Genomic DNA, 17,005 nt, shown 5'->3' with positions numbered 1-17,005 from the left:
GAAGGCCGGCGCGGCGTCAACATGTTCGCGCTTTGTTCGGTGCAAGAATCGAGGTATGGAAGCTGATGAGCGACGTGCTGTTTTTCCTCGCAGGTCAACCCATAACCGTCGGTGCCGCGCTCGCCGGCCTGGCGGGCGGCGTCTTTGTCTTGCTGTTGCTGATGCTCTTCGCCTCCCGGCGCACCGCGCGGCAGCGCGCCGACGAGGCGGAGGAGGCGGCCGAACGCGCCCTGGAGATGGAAGCGCGGCTGCGCGATCTCGCCCGCATCCAGGCGGAAACCTCCGGCCGGGTCCAGACCATGGCCGAAGTGCTCTCCCAACGGCAAAGCGAACTGGCCCGGGCGGTTTCCGAGCGGCTCGATTCAACCTCCCACCGCCTCGGCGAGAGCTTCAGCACCTCCGCCCGGGCCACCCATGAAAGCCTCACCAAGCTGGCCGAGCGGCTGGTGATGGTGGAAAAGGCGGAAAAGAGCCTCACGGACCTGTCGTCCCAGGTCATTTCGCTGCGCGAGACCTTGTCCAACAAGCAGGCGCGCGGCGCGTTCGGGCAGGCGCGGATGGAGGCGATCGTCGCCGACGGGCTGCCCAAGGGCAGCTTCGCCTTCCAGCACACGCTCTCCAACGGCCGGCGGCCGGACTGCGCAATATTCCTGCCGGGAGATTCCCGGCCGCTGCTGGTGGATTCCAAGTTTCCGCTGGAAGCCGTCACCGCCTTCCGCGAGGCGCCGACCCCCGAGCGGCGCAAGCAGGCCGCGGCCCGCCTCACCCAGGATATGATGAAGCATATCAACGACGTGGCCGAACGCTATCTGGTGCCGGGGGAGACGCAGGACATCGCGCTGATCTTCGTGCCGTCCGAATCCGTCTATGCCGAGATCAACGAGAGCTTCGACGATATCGTCCAGCGCGCCTTCCGTGTGCGCGTGGTGCTGGTCTCGCCCTCGCTGCTGATGCTGGCGATCCAGCTGGTTCAGGCGATCTCCAAGGATGCGCGCATGCGCGAGCAGGCCGACCGCATCCGCGCCGAGGTCGGCGCGCTGGTGGCCGATGTGGGACGCCTGCGCGAGCGGGTGGGCGAACTCTCCCGTCATTTCGGCCAGGTGGGCGAGGATGTCTCGAAAGTGCTGATCTCCGCCGACAAGATCGCCAAGCGCGGCAGCCGGCTCGAGCAGCTGGAATTCGAGGTGCCGCCCATGCCGGCTCAGGCGATCGCCGCGCAAAATGGTGGGGACGGCGCCGGCGGGATCGCCGGGACGGGTCCGGCCGCTGGCCCGGCGCCGGCGCAATCTTCCCTGCGGCTCGGTCTCCACGGCGCCGCCGAATGAGGGTGCGCGGGCGGGTGTGCGCGGCCAAGATTGCACCTTGCTTCGCCGTGCCGCGCAGGTAGCTTCATCGGAGCGTCACGAATCGAGGCGGATGTCTGGGCCACCAGCGCCGCGGAGTGCAAAGGAAGAAATGCCCGAATTACCCGAGGTGGAGACCGTCCGCCGCGGTCTTATGCCGGTGTTGCAAGGGGCCGTAATCGAATCCGTGGAAGCGCGCCGGCCGGATCTGCGCTGGCCCTTGCCGGACAGTTTCGCCGAACGCCTCGCGGGCCGCCGCGTGGAGGCCGTCGGTCGGCGGGCCAAATATCTCCTCGCGGATCTCGACGGCGGCGAGGTGCTGGTGGTGCATCTCGGCATGTCGGGGTCGATCCGCATCGAGGGCGGGCCCAATGTGCGCCGGCCCGGCGGCTTCCATTATCCGCGCGGGGAACCGGGGCCGCACGATCATGTGGTGCTCCACCTCTCCAGCGGCGCGACAGTCACCTTCAATGATCCCCGCCGCTTCGGCGCCATGCTGCTGGTGCCCTATGACCGGCTGGAGAGTCATCCGCTGCTGCGCAACCTCGGGCCGGAGCCGCTGGGCAATTTCTTCCATGCCGCCCATCTGGCGCGGGTGTGCGCGGGGCGCCGGTCCAGCCTGAAGGCGACGCTGCTGGATCAGAAAGTGGTCTCCGGGCTGGGCAACATCTATGTCTGCGAGGCGCTGCACCGCGCCCGCCTGTCGCCCCGCCGCCTCGCCACGACCCTTGCCACCAAGGCGGGCGGCCCGACGGTGCGCGGCGAGCGCCTGGTGACGGCGATCCGCGACGTTCTGCGCGAGGCCATTCAGGCCGGCGGATCGAGCCTGCGCGACCATCGGCAGGTGAATGGCGAGCTTGGCTATTTCCAGCATGCCTTCCGGGTCTACGACCGGGAGGGCGAGCCGTGCCCCACGCGCCATTGCAAGGGCACAGTCCAGCGCATCGTGCAAGGCGCCCGCTCTACCTTCTTCTGCGCCACCTGCCAGCGCTAGTCCCGGCGTCCCAAGCTTCTGGCCGAATCCGTCAGGCGCGCGGGCCGTTCCGGGCATTGGGCGCCTCGCGCTTGGATGCTACAGCAGGGGCGCCGCGTGCGCTTCAAGCCCGCGCGCGAGGGAGGATGAAGAATGGCGTATGAGACCATCTTGGTGGAAACCCACGGCCGCGTGGGCCTGATCCGCCTCAACCGGCCGCAGGCCTTGAACGCGCTGAATGCGCAGATCATCCGCGAGCTGAACGAGGCCGTGGATATCTTCGAGGCGGACCGTGAAATCGGCTGCATGGTCCTCACCGGATCGGAGCGCGCGTTCGCCGCGGGCGCCGACATCAAGGAGATGAAGGACTTCACCTATCCCGCCACCTATCTGGATGATTTCATCACCTCCTGGGAGCGTCTCTCGCGCGCCCGCAAGCCGGTGATCGCGGCGGTGGCCGGCTTCGCGCTCGGCGGGGGCTGCGAACTGGCCATGAGCTGCGATTTCATCCTGGCGGCGGATACGGCCAAGTTCGGCCAGCCGGAAATCAAGCTCGGCGTCATGCCCGGCGCCGGCGGCACGCAGCGCCTCACGCGTTTCGTTGGCAAGGCGAAGGCCATGGAAATGTGCCTCACGGGCCGCATGATGGGGGCGGAGGAGGCCGAGCGCGCGGGCCTCGTCTCGCGCATCGTGCCGGCGGCCGAGCTGGTGGACGAGGCGCTGAAGGTCGCCGCCACCATCGCCGCCATGTCGCTGCCGGTGGCCATGATGACCAAGGAAAGCGTCAATCGGTCGTACGAGACCACGCTTTCGGAAGGCATCCGCTTCGAGCGCCGGGTGTTCCATGCCCAGTTCGCTTTGGCGGACCAGAAGGAAGGCATGGCTGCCTTCTCCGAGAAGCGCGCGCCCAACTTCACCAACAGCTGAGACCGGCCCGCGGGGCCGTCACGGGCCGCCCGGCGTCGCGTCGGGCGGTTTCGGTGACGCACCACCGCTTGGAAACAGGCCTGCGAATGGGGAATCAGCCGCCGGGGCCGCGGCAACGACGGGCGGACCGGCCCGGCGAAAAGTTATCCACCGCACGAACGCTGATCCGGCAATCTTTCTTCGCAAGCGGCATGGGAAGGCGTTGACAAGGCGGGACCTCCCCCCTTATGTCTCGCCTCCTCTCGACGGCCAAGGCCTTCGAGCCCAGGTGGCGGAATTGGTAGACGCGCTGGCTTCAGGTGCCAGTGGCTTAACGGTCGTGGAGGTTCGAGTCCTCTCCTGGGCACCACTTTTCTTCCTGTTTGTCCTCCGGGGGTTAAGTGAAAAAGAGGGTATCCTTGAGGTCCACTTTCACCCAGGAAGCTCACTCAATGGCCCTCCGGATGGCCAGACTGATCAAGCGGGTATCCAACTGGCTCCTCAAGGTGCGCGTCCCCGCTGATATCGTCGATCAGGTGCGCCGACACGTCGTCCTGCCCATCGGGGGCAGGCGAATGCCGGTCGCGATCAGCGCTGGCTATGTCGAGGTTGGCCTGCACCTCCGCCCCCGATGAGGTGGCCCTGCCCTATGCGGAGGCCCATGAGGCCCTCCTCCGGCACTGGAAGGCGGTCAGAGAGGGTCCCGGGCGCCTTTCGAAACGCTAGGCTGTCGCCCTGTCGGCCGACGCCTACTGGCAGCGAATCAGTGAGATCGACGACGCGGCGACGGTCGCCAAGCGCGAGACTATGCTTGCAGGCAAGGTCGGCGCTCTTCGCCCCAGCCTCATGCTCCTTCGGCAGCCCGATGATCTGTTCCTTTGCGAACCTTGCTCGCTTCATCAGTCCGCACTCGTCAGGGCCGGACTCTAACTCCGCGTGGAGGGTGGGCCAATGAATTCGCCGCCGGCATGAGTCTTGACCGCCAACAAAGTCGAGATCGGCACGCAGCGCGCCGCCCGGGATCGCGTTCAGCCTCAACAGTACGCCCCGATCTGTCCGTTCTCGATCTTAGAGAGCATGCCCGACGAAAGCGCGGCCGCGCCCTCGATCTTAGAGAGCATGCCCGACGAAAGCGCGGCCGCGCCGGCGAGATCGGCGATCGAAAGGTCGTTGCTCCGGCGCATGCGCCTGATCTGGACGCCGATCGCCCGCTCCAGCGTCCGCTCCGCGTCGGCGCATTCGAGCCGATGGCGAGGTCGTCGCCCGCGGCGGTTTTTTTGGTCTCGGTGGCGCGGGTCATGGCGTTCCAGTCAGGGGCGGATTGCGAAAGGCTGGTTATCGAGCCGAGCGGCAGTCCTGTCATCGGTTGGGCTGAGGGCCAAGGTCCCGCCCCCGGACGCGTCAGACTGGCCGCATATCGTCGATTCGACCCAGCGGCTCAATATAGCGTGGGATTGTTAAATCAGCTTTTCAAAGCCGATCGATGAGCTAATCTGAGATTAGACCCTAACGTTTAGAACGGAGAAATCGATGCGTTTGGCGTGTCTTATGTTTCTGGCCTTGATCTATCCAGCAACAGCCGCCGACTTGACGATTGTGCCGATTGGCGAACCACGCGTTCTATACGATTGGTCCGCGCAACGCTGTGATGACGAATTCATTCCAGATGCCCCCGTCCGCGCGTTCCGCAGAGCTGACGGCAACATTGCGCTCATCGCCACGCATCGCAAAAATTGGATGATGGTTGGCCCCGATATCGCGTCGTTGAAGCCGGTCTGCGCATCGATCTTGGACAGCGCGAAGGAGCCTGCCGGCACAGGATCGCTATGGATCGAGGCGGTATTCACGCGCGATGGCCGGCACATCGCAGCTTTGCTGAGTCAGGATCTAGCTGACGAGATGAAGCGCACTGGGTGTGATCCCGGCGGGCGTCCGGGGCGTTGCTGGCTGAACAATATCTTGGCGGCAGAGTCAACAAATATGGGCGATACATTTCGTGTCCTAGAAAAATCTGATCGTGTAATCGCCACGTTGTCCGACGCTTACTCAGAAGAAAACCAAAATAGATTCGGCGTTTTTACAGCAAGCAACATTGTCTCTAAAGATGGTTTTTACTATATGATTGCCTTTGCTCAGGGCGAAAGAATACAACAAACTGGAAATTGCTTGTTTAGAACTGCGGATCCGATGCGCCCAGAACTGTGGAGAGCTTGGGACGGGGTTGGTTTTGATCTTGATATGAGGAGGCCGCCTGCGCAGGGTTGCTTTCCCCTTCAAGGGCTAGTCAATGAGGTGCGCTCGTTAAACTATGTAACGAGCGCAAAAAAGTGGGTTGCTGTCTTTGCTGCTCGCCTGAAACTCAAGGGGGACGATGTTCCGGTTCCGGGCTTCTACTACGCAGTCTCGGACGACTTGATGGATTGGAAAACACCGAGCCGGATCATGCCTGCGCCCACTCGGCCGCGAGAGCAAAACATGACCCACTACTGGTCTTATCCAGCAATAATTGATCCCCATTCAAAACGTCTAAATTTTGAAAGCATAGACAGTGAGAAGCCTTATCTCATTTTCACAAGCAGAAAATTGATCGATGGCATGGGCACTATGGATAGAGATATAATATATGTTCCACTGAACATTAAATTCTAACAATTGACTCAGATATTTGCATGGTTATCGTTGTATTTCTTTACCATATCGTGGAAGTGCATATCTCCAATCGCCAGGTATCGCTCATATTCCTTCCGCCAATGACCTCCGTATTGAGTAGAAATATTTCCGGCGATCAAAGCCATTGCTCCGTTTATAATTTTGCTCTTAATCTGCGAAACGCTCCTAACAGGATAATGGCCAAGGACTAGGCCATGCTCTGCTGCGACGACCAAGTCTGAAGGATTATCGATGACGCCGTCGACATAGTGATTTCCAATCTCCAGATACGCGTCAAACGTAGCTCGGAATGCGATCTTTCTAACGGGGGTCGGCCCAAAGCCAGAAAATCGAAAGAAATAATTCTCCAAAGGACAATTTGGATCGATCGTATCGTGGATATCCGAGCTAAATGCGTGCATCCAATGATATGCTATTACTTTTTTCCCCGTGACGACATCGGACGATAGGAAGTTAAGTAAATCCCCAGCTTGCGGAACAAACCGTAGAAATTCGTCGCCATCAAGTGGAAAAATCCATTCGATCTCCCTTCCAATTCCATCGAATATTGTTTTCCCAAACCGCGCCAAGGCGGTTGTTTTTGCAGCCTGATGATAGCCGACGACAGGATCGTCGACTACAAAAACAACCGCGTTGGGGTAATCAATTTTAAATCGATTAATCTCATCTATTGTTGTATCGGTGCTGGCGTTGTTCCCAATTACAAAATTTCTGATGCCAACGAAATAGGAGTGAGACAAGTTTGCGTAGATTATATCTCCCTCATTCTTAACCAAACTTACTTGGAGGGCACCCTTGACCTCGCGCCCACAGTCAGCAGGCATTGAAATCGCTTCTCTTGAAACAATTCCTTGCCCTTCGGCAATTATCGCTTTTAAATCGCAGTACTCTTTGATCATATTGTTGAATTCTGATCTAATGATCTTATTTCCTGCAATATTCAATCCCTTAGAAAGAATATTTAAGGCATCAACAGATCGGCCTGATTTTCTATATATTTTTGACTTCAGGAAATAAGGCCATGAATTCCTTGGATTCAGCTTCTCAGCAACGGAAAACCACTCAATGGCCGAATCGTAATCCTTCTTTAAGGAAAAATTCGACCCGGTGTCGATAATAATTCTAATGTCTTTATTGTTTCTGGCGAATGATTTTAGTAATATTATTTCGGCCTTATCAAATTCACCTTTTGACTGAAAATTCTTCACAATTGAAGAAATGGTCCCATATTCTACGGGATCACCCCTGTCAATAGACGCAACAATAGCGTCTATTGCGCAGCTGAAATCATCGTCAAACTTGCCTTCAAATAATTCAGGAAATTTCGTCATAGCATATAACCACACGCTTAATATTGACTTGCCATGGCCTAATTAAAGACATCACATCCGGTTCGGAATATCCGAGCGGTCGAGATAGCCCTTGAAGCGGTCGTAGTTCCGGCCGAAATTCTTGATGAAATCGCCGAACTGTGAGGGGTCGAAGACTTGGTCGAGCGGCGCGTTGAGGATATCGGCATCGAGCGCGTTCGGGATCGAGAACGTCTCGGCCAACTCGCCCGAGCGGGTGTCGTAATCCACCAGAGAGCCAGGTATGCCGTTCGCGAGCGCCGGTAGAATCCCGTGCACCCGATACCCGATCGCGAAATCATGCTGCGTGATCATGTGGTCATAGTCCTCGACACGATCGTTGAGGAAAAGATCGTGCCTGTAGAGATGCAACATCCGCTCCTCGTGCTCGGGATCGAACCAGCCTGACTTTTTGAAGGCTTCGGTCGCCGCGGCGATGCCTTCGCGATGTCCTACGAAAAAGGCCTTTTCCTGCGGCTCGCCATGGATCGTGATCGTGGTCTCGTAGCTGTCGGCGATTTTCAGGAGCAGTTCGCGCTGCCGCGAGACGAAGGTGCTCATGTTGGCGGCATAGTAGTGGTTCGTCTCGCGCCTCAGGCTGAAAGCGACGCGCTTGATCGCTCTCGCCGGCTTGAGGTTCAGCAGCATGTTGCGGTTTCGCCGGCGGAACAGCGATGGACAGCCGATCACCTCAACGTTCTTTACGCCATTGGCGGCCAGAACCTCGGCCGAATACGCGCCCCGGACGCCGACGGCCTTGCTCCGCTCGGCGATGAGTTCCCAGACGCGGCGGTTCTCGGGCGAGAGCGCGATATGCCGCTTGGTTTCCGCCTGTGCGCCGACCCCGATCGCATAAATCGGGATCTTGAGTTGCTCGAGCACCCAGGCCGCACGCTCCCACTGCATGTGCTCGTGAATGAAGTTCGAGCCGCGAAGCAGGACATAATCAAAACTGGAGTTGTAACGCTCGATATCCGCTTCCGTCGGATTGGCGATCTTCAGAACATCCATGTCGGCGAAGTCGAGCAACTTCAGGATGGAATCGTACACCATCATGTCGCCGGTATTGAAATAGGATCGGATGTAGTCGTCACGAGCCTGGTCGTAAATCATCACCCGATCATGCTGGTAGCGCTTCCCGGCGGGGATCATGATCAAGATTTTCGGCTTGCGGGCCTGCATTGTCGACTCCAGAACACAGCATAAGTTCGCGTAGACGCGACGAATTTTAGCGCAGCTTTATGACGTGTATCGAAACCGGAAAATCAGCATGACGGCCTTACGAAGCGTGCGCAACATGGCATAGGGCCCTCAGCAGCGTGTATCACGAAAATGGCCGCTTTGCTCGGCGCAGGTTTGAGTGTTTCCATTATGCACACGTCGATCTTTACGCGCCAGTTTCCTCGAGGCCACATCCCCCAGATTGCAATGATGCAGGGGTGCGGCTTCGACGCCTGCCCGCGGTCAGCCTGCCGAATTGCCCGCATCTCGAAACCAGCGATTCTTGTGCACCTAGGCGTTGTAGAGCGTCAGATACATCTGCCAGGAATGCTGGGAGCCGGCCTGAGACTGGCGCCGTGGTGGCCGCAAGCGGGACATCGGGACGCGGGCCCCCATGACCATCCCGATGCGGCCGAACGAGCGCTGGTCGCTCGACTTCGTGTCGGACCGGCTCACCTGTGGCCGTCGCTTCCAGATCCTCACCGTCGTCGACGACTGCACCCGGGAAGGCCTCACCCTGGTGGCGGACACATCGCTGTCCGGCGTGCGGGTGGCCCGGGAGCTGGATCGCCTCGTGGCCGAGCGCGGCCGGCCGAAGATGATCGTCAGCGACAATGGCAGCGAGTTCACCTCCAACGCCATCCTCGCCTGGGCGGACGCGGCACAGGTCGAGTGGCATTACATTGCGCCGGGCAAGCCGATGCAGAATGCCTTCATCGAGTGCTTCAACGGTCGCCTGCGCGACGAGCTTCTCAACGAGACGCTGTTCTCGGCGCTGAGCCAGGCCAGAGCGACCCTGGGCGGTTGGCGTTCCGACTACAATGGATCACGCCTACTCCGCCCTCGGCTGGCAGACCCCATCCGCCTTCGCCGCCACCTTCCATCCGCGACGGGATCTGCCGCTGCGCCAGGTCAAAAGCTCCGCGCCAGATCCCGCCACTCACCCGGCAAGCAAGACCAAATCCACCCGCCAGAACGAACTCAACGCTGGATAAAACTTGGGGGCAACGTCACCTCGACGAACCCGGGGCGGTTCATTCAGCTTGCGCATGGTCGAAAAAGGATATCTTATCGTAGGCCCTATGGGCGGCAATCTCCCATAGGTGCGTGGACTGGGCCCGAGGCCCGGTGGTTTACTTCTGACTCGCCCATTCGATGTCGTGCTTGAAGACATCCAGCAGGTGGTTCGCGCCTGCCATGCTCAGGTGATGAGAATCCACGTACCAGATCCCGCCGCTGCCGGTTCCGTTGCAAAGGTTCGCGTCGCAAACCGCGTCCAGGGGGTCGATGACACGCACGCTTGTGTGCTGCGCCGTGACCGCTGTGATCCAAGACACCGCAACGGCGCGTCGCGCCTCCACGGCCTTTCGTGGTTCCGAACATAAGAGAGGGCTCGCATCCCTCTGAATCGCCGCTGCGGCGCAGATTGGAATTTCAACGGAGAATTCCGGCCCTGGCAGGAGAACGAGTATCCGCCTTATGCCCAGGTTTTCGAGCTTCGCCAGCATGGCCTGGAAGTGCGTCTTGAAGACGTGTTCCTGGTTCTCCGCTGGCGTTATCCGATCATGGCCTTCCGTCAAGGCCGTATGAAATTCATCCAATTTCAGCGGATGGCGATTCGGAACGTAAATATTCCAGCGCGCGGAAAGTATTGCGAACGTTGGTTTGGAGCGAATCTGGGATAATTGCTTCAGCGACAATTCGCGCATCAGATGGCAAGCACCACCTAAAGCGCCGTGATCGAACCAAAATATCTCTACATCATCTATTGGGGGGCAGGTGCGCTCAGCAAGTCCGATCAGCCGGTTTTTGCCTATTTGCCCAATAAGAGGTCGGTATAAATTTTCGGCATGCGAGTCGCCTATTAAAAATCCGAAAGAATCATCGGCGCTCGAAAGGCAATCCGGTGAAAGTCCTTTTGTAAGCTTGGCGGTACAATTCTCTTTATCATACAGGCTCCAAGATTGTTCGCCGGTTTCGAATGTGCCGGCAAAGGTGCTTGGAGCGGCGAGCGCATGCGTGGCGGCATTCCGAGCGCCCAGGAAAGCCACCAAAACGCACAAGGAGATCGAGCCGGCCAATGCGATCGCCGGCGACGACCTCAGGACCAGATCGCGGTGTCTCTGGATCGGACGTTCAAGCAGCAGATAGGTGAGAACCGCCAGCCCGAAGCTTATGGCCGCGGAGCGCAGATCGAGCAGGAGCGTGTGGTTGCCGAAATTGCCGAGCCGCTCGAGCGTGAGCACGGGCCAGTGCCACAGGTACCAGGAATAGGAAACGAGGCCGACCATCCGGAACGGTCGCGTGGCAAGCAGGCGAACCGGCCAGGACTGCGCATCGCTCAATCCGCCCGCCATCAGACAGGTTGCGCCGACCACCGGCAACAGCGCGAGATAGGAGGGATACAGGCCGAGCGTCGCCAGCCCCGCGATGCCGCCCAGCGTCACGAGCAGGCCGAGCCACGCCAGCAGGGCGCCGGCGCGATGACGCTTGATCGTCTCCAGAAACAATGGGATCGCGCCGCCGGCGATGAATTCCCATGCCCGCAGCGGCATCATGAAGAAGGCCGGGTTTCGATCCTGCGCGGTGAAGGCGATGCATCCCGCCAAAGAGGCGAGGAATAGCAGCGCACCCAGCCCTTCCATCAGCCGCCGCGATCGGAAGCGCGCGTAAAGGCTTGAAAAAGCGAGTAACAGAATTGGCGCAAAGAGGTAGAATTGCTCCTCTACGGCCAGGGACCACATATGCAGGAGCAGTTTATTGTCGGCGGATGCGTCGAAATAGCCCTGTTTGTTGAGAAACAGGAAATTAATCCACATTCCGACCGATGCAATGATTTCACTCTGAAATGAATTCCATTGATTTGGAAAGATCAAAATATTCTGCGCGCCAATAATCGTAGCCGCAATAACCAGAAGGAACGGCGGAAATATGCGCAGAAAACGCTTCATATAGAAATTGTATAGGGAAAAGTTCTTGTTCTTAATATCGCCGACAATGTGATTTATGATCAAGTATCCGGAAATAACAAAGAATATATCAACGCCAATAAAGCCCCCGGAAAAGCCGGGGATGCCCACGTGATAGGCGACCACGCTGAACACGGCGACGGCCCGCAGGCCGTCGATGAAATTTATGCGGGGTTCCGAAAAAGCCATCTGGAACTGTACAATCCTGTCACATTTATCCCGGCAGGAGAAACCACAACCTGCCTTGATCCGCAACGCCATCCGTGCCGAAAGGCGAGGTGGTTTGACCTCTCGTCGGGGGCTCGGCCGCCCGGCACCGGCGAGAGACGCCGGCGCCAGGGGGGAGGTCCGCCGGGTTCACACCAGCCCCATCTGGGCCTTGCGGGCCGCGACCCAGCGCCCGATCATCCGGTCCGCCAGGATCCCGAGAAAGGCGATGGCGAGGCCCGCCGCGAGGCCCTTGCCCGGGTCCGCCTGCGAGATCGCCACCTGGATCTGCTTGCCGAGATCATTGGTGCCGACGAAGGAGGAGACCACCAGCATGCTCAGGGCCATCATGATCACCTGGTTCACCCCCAGCATGATTTCCGGCATGGCGTAGGGCAGCTCCACCTTCAGCAGGCGCTGCATGGGCGTGCAACCGGCCATGGTCCCGGCCTCGGTAAGGCTGGGCGGCACGCGGCGCAGGCCGTGGTCGGTGAAGCGGATCGCCGGCACCAGAGAATAGAGCACGATCGCCACCATGGCCGAGACGTCGCCGATGCGGAACAGCATCACCACCGGCAGCAGATAGACGAACGCCGGCATGGTCTGGAGCGTGTCGCACAGGGTGCCGAGGAATTTGTGCAGCCGGTCCGAGCGGCTGCCCAGCACCCCGAGCGGCACGCCGATGAGAATGGCGAGGATCGCCGAGATGCCGGACAGATAGATCGTGGTCATGCCGCGCTCCCACAGCCCGGCGACCGGGATGAAGGCGATCAGCGCCATCATGCCCAGGGCGAAGCGCCAGCCGGCGAGGCGCCAGGCGCCGGCGCCCACCAGAGCGATCAGCGCCGGCCAGGGCATGCCGATGAGCGCCTTCTTCACCGGCAGCAGCAGGTTCAGCAGGATGAAGGTGCGGAACGCCTCGGCGGTGGCGAAGAGGTTGGCATTCACCCAGCTCACCAGCTGCGACCACATGCTGCCGGTGGAGACGCGCCAATCGCGCGGCAGGGCCTCCAGTTCGGGGATCGCGAACGACAGCAGGGTGAAGCCGAGCAGCGCGATCAAGCCGGCCCACGCGAAGCGCCGGCGGATCACGGCGGCCTCTCCGTGCACCGGCCGCAATTCCACGACCGCGCGGCTCATGCGGTCCAGCACGATCGCGAGCGCCACCACGGCCATGCCCGCTTCCAGGCCCTTGCCGAGGCCGTTGGGCTGGCGCAGGGCGTTGAGCACGTCGAAGCCGAGGCCGCCGGCGCCGACCATCGCGGCGATGATGATCATGTTCAGCGTCAGCATGATCACCTGGTTGACGCCGATCAGCAGGTCGTCGCGCGCCGAGGGCACGAGCACCTTCCACAGCGCCTGGCGCGTGGTGCAGCCGGTCATGCGGCCGAGTTCGTCCAGCTCGGGCGGCACCGCCTTCAGCGCCATCATGGTCACGCGGACCATGGGCGGCATGGCATAGAGGATGGTCGCCATGAGGCCGGACACCGGGCCGACACCCACCAGGAAGATCAGCGGCACCAGATAGGCGAAGGTGGGCACGGTCTGCATGAAGTCCAGCGTCGCCACGACGGCGGATTGCGCGCGCGGGGTTCGGAACGCCCAGATGCCCAGCATCAGGCCGGATGCGACGCCGAACGCCACCGCCAGCACCACCTGGGAGAGCGTGACCATGGCGCTGTCCCATTGCCCGAACAGGGCGATATAGCCGAAACCGAGCGCGCCCAGCGCCGCCAGGCGCACCCCGCCCAGCATGTAGCCCCAGATGCCCATGGCACAGACGATGCCGGCCCAGGAGAGGCGGGGAATGTGGAAGCCGTCCTCGCCGAAGGTGAAGCCGGTGGAGAAGATCGCCTTCGGAATCTCCAGCGCGCCCGCGAACAGGGACGAGACGAAGCGCGTCATGTCCTTGAAGGTGAACAGGCCGAAGCTGAGATCCCGCACCAGCCAGAACAGGAAGGCGCGCAGCCAGTCGGAGATCGGCACCACCCAGGCGGTGGGATAGACCAGCGCCCATTGGAACAGATTCGGGGCGGCCAGGGGCGCGACCAGCAACACAGCGACCGCGACGGCGATCAGCCAGCCGGCAGAAACGCGCAGGCCCCGCCGGACGGGGGCGACGGCAACATCGCTCATGCGCGCGCCCCGCTGACCAGAACCTCGATCACGTCGCTGCGCTGAAGCTTGCCGACGAGCGCGCCGGCCTCGTCAAGAACCGCGAGCGGCGCCTCGCTGTCGACGGACAGGGCCGCGATCTCCGCGATCCGCGCGCTGGCGCTCACGCCGGCGCCGAGATATTCGCCCTCGAACGCGGGCACGGCGACGCTGCCCACGCGCAGGACCTTGGCGCGCGAGACATGCTTGGTGAACGCGGACACGTAATCGGACGCGGGCGAGACCACGAGCTGCTCGGGCGTGCCCACCTGGATCACCGCCCCGTCCTTCATGATGGCGACCCGGTCGCCGAGGCGGATCGCCTCGTCGAAATCGTGGGTGATGAAGACGATGGTCTTCGACAGCAGGCGTTGCAGGCGCAGGAATTCATTCTGCATCTCATGCCGGATCAACGGATCGAGCGCGGAGAAGGGTTCGTCGAGGAACCACAAGTCGGGCTCCACGGCGAGGCTGCGCGCGATGCCCACCCGCTGCTGCTGGCCGCCGGAGAGCTCGCGCGGATAATGGCCGGATTTCTCGCCGAGGCCCACCAGCTCGATCACCTTGAGCGCGCGCGCCTCGCGCTCCGCCTTGCCCATGCCCTGCACTTCCAGCGGGAAGGCCACATTGCCCAGCACGGTGCGGTGCGGCAGCAAGGCGAAATTCTGGAACACCATGCCCATCTTGTGCCGGCGCAGCTGGATCAGCTCCTCGGCGGTCATGCGCAGCAGGCTCTTATGCTCGAAGAAGACGCCGCCGGCCGTCGGCTCCACGAGGCGCGACATGCACCGCACGAGGGTGGATTTGCCCGAGCCGGACAGGCCCATGATGATGAAGATCTCGCCGCGGCCGACTTCCAGCGTCACATCGCGCACCGCGGCGAACAGCTTCGCCTGGCGGATTTCCTCGGGGCTCGGGGCCTCGTTCGCCTGCATGAAGGCCGCGGCGCCGTCGCCATAGACTTTCCACAGGTTGCGGCAGGTGAGCGCCACCGGGCGCTCGGCGGGGGCCAGGGTCTTTGCTGCGACGGGCGGCGCGACGGTGGCGGCCTGGGAGGCTGCAGCCATAAGCTCTCATTCCAAAATCAATAGGGGAAAAGACGCCGGCCCCGTGGGGCCGGCGGTTCACCGCGCCGGAGAGCCGGCGGTCAGTACTGGCCCTTGTGGTCGGTCATCCATTTGGCGACCACGTCGTCGATCGACTTGCCGTCCACGTCCACGGCCTTCACCATCAGGTTCAGCTCGGGGCCGTCGACCTTGAAGTCCTTGAGGGCCTTGTAGGCGTCGGGCCACTTGGTCTTGGCCTTGGCAGAGATGTATTTGTAGATCTCGCCATGCGGCTTGCCGCAGTCGAAGGGCAGGTCCGGGTTCACGCCCCATTTCGGGTCGGTGTAGCAGGCGTCGGTATATTCGGGGAACTGCACCCATTCGCCTTCGAACACCGAGGGCACCCAATGGGGCGAATACACCCACAGCATGATCGGCGCCTTGCGCTCATACGCGGACTTCAGCTCGGCGAACATGGCGGCTTCGGTGCCCGCATCCACCACCACGAACGGCAGGTTGAGCGCCTTGACGCGGTCGGGATCGTGGCCGCCCCAGGTGGCGTCCATGCCGAGATAGCGGCCCTTGGGGGCGGTCTCGGGCACGGCGAAGGCTTCGCCGCACTTCAGCAGCGCGTGCCAATCCGGCAGGCCGGGGCACTTCTCCTTCATGTACATGGGGTACCACCACTCCTCCTTGGCCTTGGGGCCGAGGGGGCCGAGATTCTCGGTCTTGCCGGTGGCGTCGGACGCCTTCATGGCGTCGCCCGCGGTGGTGGCCCACAGCTCCGACATGAAGGTGATGTCGCCATTCTCCATGGCGGTGAGGCCGGTGAGATAGTCGATGGTGACGTATTCGACCTTGTCGCCCTTGGACTTCACGATCTCGCCCGCGATGTGGGAGGTGATCGCCTGGCCGGTCCAGTCATGCAGGGCGATGATGATCGGATCCTTGGAATCGGCCGCATAGGCCGCAGGCGCGCCCGCCAGAGCGGACACCAGCCCGCCGGCGACGACCGCAGCTTTCATATATTTACCCAGCATCTGCTTTCCCCTTGGTTCAGATCGTCGGATGCCACGCGAGCTATCGCGGCTCACGGTCGTCGAGGCTCGCCGACATGGCCCATGCAATGCCTGGGCCGTTGTGTGGGGGAGGCAGGCGGCCTGCTCAGGCGGCCTGCCGATCCCCGGTTCGAGCCTTCTGAAGGGGATTGTTCGCGCTCGATCGGAGGCGAGCCATATCCCTAAAGGGGTATGTCGCCCGCTCTTTATGGCGAAGATTTTTTTCTTCTCACGCAAAAAAGGCCCCATTCTTGCAAGGTCGGAAGGGCCAGGTGAACGGAGGGCAGGACGTGTTCACTCCCGAGAAGACGGCGCGTTTGATCGAGCATATCGGCGAGGAGAGCCTCATCCAGGTGCTGGATGAAATGCTTTGCGAAGTCGTGAGCTTTGATTTTTCGACAATATTTGCCTATCCGTTCGGCCGTCGTCCGCTCTTTCTGCACGACGGATACCAGCATTATGCCTCCGCACAGGCGCTCGATGCCTATCTCGGTGGCACTTATCTGCTTGATCCCTTCTATACCGCGTGCGCGCAAGGCCACACCTCCGGCCTTTGGCGCATGGCGGAACTGGCGCCGGACGATTTCTTTTCATCCGATTTCTTCAATTCGGCCGAGGTTCATCCCTGCGTGTCCATGGAACCGGGCGCGCTGGTGGAGGAAATCGGCTTCATTGTACCGCTGCGGGGCGGCAGCTCGGCGGTCTATTCGCTGATGCGCATGCGCGGGCACGCGGCCTTCTCCGATGCCGAGATGGAAATGCTGCGCGCCACCGAGCCCGTGGTGCGGCAGACCCTGCGGAGCCATTTCCGCTCGCTGGAAGATTTCCCGGTGCCGCGGCAAACCCTTATGGAAGCGGCATTCGAGCGTTTTTGCGAGAGCAGCCTGACGCATCAGCAGCGGCGCATCGTGCAGCTCATCCTGCGCGGGCATTCCAGCACCTCGATCGCAGAGATTCTGGAATTGTCGGAGGGCACGGTGAAGATCCACCGCAAGAACATCTATCGGCGGCTGAACATTTCCAGCCAGACCGAATTGTTCAACCTGTTCATCCAGGACATGAACCGCCGCCCGATGGTGGTCCAGCGGGCGGCGTCCGCGCGGCTCTGA

At 61.2% G+C, this 17,005-nt stretch carries 13 protein-coding genes, 1 tRNA gene and 1 pseudogene; 8 read left to right on the top strand and 7 right to left on the bottom strand.

The features are described from left to right. Nucleotides 1-65: 65 nt before the first annotated feature. From V5F84_RS17185 to V5F84_RS17165, 5 genes are all read left to right on the top strand, one after another. Entirely contained in the window at nt 66-1,325 is a 1,260-nt protein-coding gene (locus V5F84_RS17185) for a DNA recombination protein RmuC (protein WP_394041335.1), read from the top strand. Between the two features lie 130 nt (nt 1,326-1,455). Further along, nucleotides 1,456-2,337 carry a bifunctional DNA-formamidopyrimidine glycosylase/DNA-(apurinic or apyrimidinic site) lyase gene (gene mutM, locus V5F84_RS17180; protein WP_394041334.1) on the top strand — a complete coding sequence of 294 codons (882 nt, stop codon included), beginning with the start codon at nt 1,456-1,458 and terminating at the stop codon, nt 2,335-2,337. 132 nt (nt 2,338-2,469) lie between these two features. Then, nucleotides 2,470-3,243 carry an enoyl-CoA hydratase gene (locus V5F84_RS17175; RefSeq protein WP_394041333.1) on the top strand — a complete coding sequence of 258 codons (774 nt, stop codon included), beginning with the start codon at nt 2,470-2,472 and terminating at the stop codon, nt 3,241-3,243. A 262-nt stretch (nt 3,244-3,505) separates the two neighbouring features. Further along, nucleotides 3,506-3,592 (top strand) — tRNA-Leu (locus V5F84_RS17170). 82 nt (nt 3,593-3,674) lie between these two features. Beyond that, the gene (locus tag V5F84_RS17165; protein WP_394041752.1) at nt 3,675-3,857 is read left to right on the top strand and encodes a hypothetical protein; all 183 of its coding nucleotides are present in this window, start codon (nt 3,675-3,677) and stop codon (nt 3,855-3,857) included. A gap of 399 nt (nt 3,858-4,256) precedes the next feature. Here V5F84_RS17165 and V5F84_RS17160 read toward each other — a convergent pair whose 3' ends face one another. Further along, nucleotides 4,257-4,406, bottom strand: coding sequence for a hypothetical protein (locus V5F84_RS17160; RefSeq protein ID WP_394041332.1), 150 nt, complete (start codon nt 4,404-4,406; stop codon nt 4,257-4,259). A gap of 364 nt (nt 4,407-4,770) precedes the next feature. On the opposite strand from V5F84_RS17160, the gene V5F84_RS17155 reads away from it, so the two are divergent. Beyond that, complete coding sequence (locus V5F84_RS17155) at nt 4,771-5,871, top strand: hypothetical protein (RefSeq protein WP_509277121.1); 1,101 nt, start codon at nt 4,771-4,773, stop codon at nt 5,869-5,871. An 8-nt stretch (nt 5,872-5,879) separates the two neighbouring features. Here the strand turns inward: V5F84_RS17155 and V5F84_RS17150 are convergent, their stop codons facing one another. Together V5F84_RS17150 and V5F84_RS17145 are read right to left on the bottom strand one after the other, a co-directional pair. After that, a complete protein-coding gene (locus V5F84_RS17150; protein WP_394041330.1) occupies nt 5,880-7,223 on the bottom strand; it encodes a glycosyltransferase family 2 protein in 1,344 nt (447 codons plus the stop codon). 51 nt (nt 7,224-7,274) lie between these two features. Continuing rightward, entirely contained in the window at nt 7,275-8,423 is a 1,149-nt protein-coding gene (locus V5F84_RS17145) for a polysaccharide pyruvyl transferase family protein (RefSeq protein ID WP_394041329.1), read from the bottom strand. 391 nt (nt 8,424-8,814) lie between these two features. Between V5F84_RS17145 and V5F84_RS17140 the strand changes: the two are divergent. After that, nucleotides 8,815-9,457: pseudogene (locus V5F84_RS17140) on the top strand (integrase core domain-containing protein); the annotation flags it as partial. Between the two features lie 138 nt (nt 9,458-9,595). Here V5F84_RS17140 and V5F84_RS17135 read toward each other — a convergent pair. The 4 genes from V5F84_RS17135 to V5F84_RS17120 all read right to left on the bottom strand — a co-directional run bounded on the left by V5F84_RS17135 (nt 9,596) and on the right by V5F84_RS17120 (nt 15,878). Next, nucleotides 9,596-11,620, bottom strand: coding sequence for an acyltransferase family protein (locus V5F84_RS17135; protein ID WP_394041328.1), 2,025 nt, complete (start codon nt 11,618-11,620; stop codon nt 9,596-9,598). Between the two features lie 168 nt (nt 11,621-11,788). Beyond that, the gene (locus tag V5F84_RS17130) at nt 11,789-13,774 is read right to left on the bottom strand and encodes an ABC transporter permease (RefSeq protein ID WP_394041327.1); all 1,986 of its coding nucleotides are present in this window, start codon (nt 13,772-13,774) and stop codon (nt 11,789-11,791) included. Then, nucleotides 13,771-14,859, bottom strand: coding sequence for a quaternary amine ABC transporter ATP-binding protein (locus tag V5F84_RS17125; protein WP_394041326.1), 1,089 nt, complete (start codon nt 14,857-14,859; stop codon nt 13,771-13,773). The genes V5F84_RS17130 and V5F84_RS17125 overlap by 4 nt, the downstream gene beginning before the upstream one ends. Before the next feature lie 80 nt (nt 14,860-14,939). Beyond that, nucleotides 14,940-15,878 (bottom strand): ABC transporter substrate-binding protein, encoded by a 939-nt coding sequence (locus V5F84_RS17120; protein ID WP_394041325.1) that lies wholly within the window; start codon nt 15,876-15,878, stop codon nt 14,940-14,942. 167 nt (nt 15,879-16,045) lie between these two features. On the opposite strand from V5F84_RS17120, the gene V5F84_RS17115 reads away from it, so the two are divergent. After that, a complete protein-coding gene (locus tag V5F84_RS17115; protein ID WP_394041324.1) occupies nt 16,046-17,005 on the top strand; it encodes a helix-turn-helix transcriptional regulator in 960 nt (319 codons plus the stop codon).

This window comes from Roseixanthobacter liquoris, assembly GCF_043195135.2.
Lineage (GTDB): Bacteria > Pseudomonadota > Alphaproteobacteria > Rhizobiales > Xanthobacteraceae > NCEH01.
Note: the sequence above shows the minus strand (reverse complement) of the source record. Positions and strands in the feature narration are given on the sequence as shown.

Bases quoted from the DNA above. Each gene is read 5' to 3' on its own strand.
- V5F84_RS17185 (WP_394041335.1), top strand. From the start codon at position 66: ATGAGCGACGTGCTGTTTTTCCTCGCAGGTCAACCCATAACCGTCGGT.
- mutM (WP_394041334.1), top strand. From the start codon at position 1,456: ATGCCCGAATTACCCGAGGTGGAGACCGTCCGCCGCGGTCTTATGCCG.
- V5F84_RS17175 (WP_394041333.1), top strand. From the start codon at position 2,470: ATGGCGTATGAGACCATCTTGGTGGAAACCCACGGCCGCGTGGGCCTG.
- V5F84_RS17165 (WP_394041752.1), top strand. From the start codon at position 3,675: ATGGCCCTCCGGATGGCCAGACTGATCAAGCGGGTATCCAACTGGCTC.
- V5F84_RS17160 (WP_394041332.1), bottom strand. From the start codon at position 4,406: ATGCGCCGGAGCAACGACCTTTCGATCGCCGATCTCGCCGGCGCGGCC.
- V5F84_RS17155 (WP_509277121.1), top strand. From the start codon at position 4,771: ATGTTTCTGGCCTTGATCTATCCAGCAACAGCCGCCGACTTGACGATT.
- V5F84_RS17150 (WP_394041330.1), bottom strand. From the start codon at position 7,223: ATGACGAAATTTCCTGAATTATTTGAAGGCAAGTTTGACGATGATTTC.
- V5F84_RS17145 (WP_394041329.1), bottom strand. From the start codon at position 8,423: ATGCAGGCCCGCAAGCCGAAAATCTTGATCATGATCCCCGCCGGGAAG.
- V5F84_RS17135 (WP_394041328.1), bottom strand. From the start codon at position 11,620: ATGGCTTTTTCGGAACCCCGCATAAATTTCATCGACGGCCTGCGGGCC.
- V5F84_RS17130 (WP_394041327.1), bottom strand. From the start codon at position 13,774: ATGAGCGATGTTGCCGTCGCCCCCGTCCGGCGGGGCCTGCGCGTTTCT.
- V5F84_RS17125 (WP_394041326.1), bottom strand. From the start codon at position 14,859: ATGGCTGCAGCCTCCCAGGCCGCCACCGTCGCGCCGCCCGTCGCAGCA.
- V5F84_RS17120 (WP_394041325.1), bottom strand. From the start codon at position 15,878: ATGCTGGGTAAATATATGAAAGCTGCGGTCGTCGCCGGCGGGCTGGTG.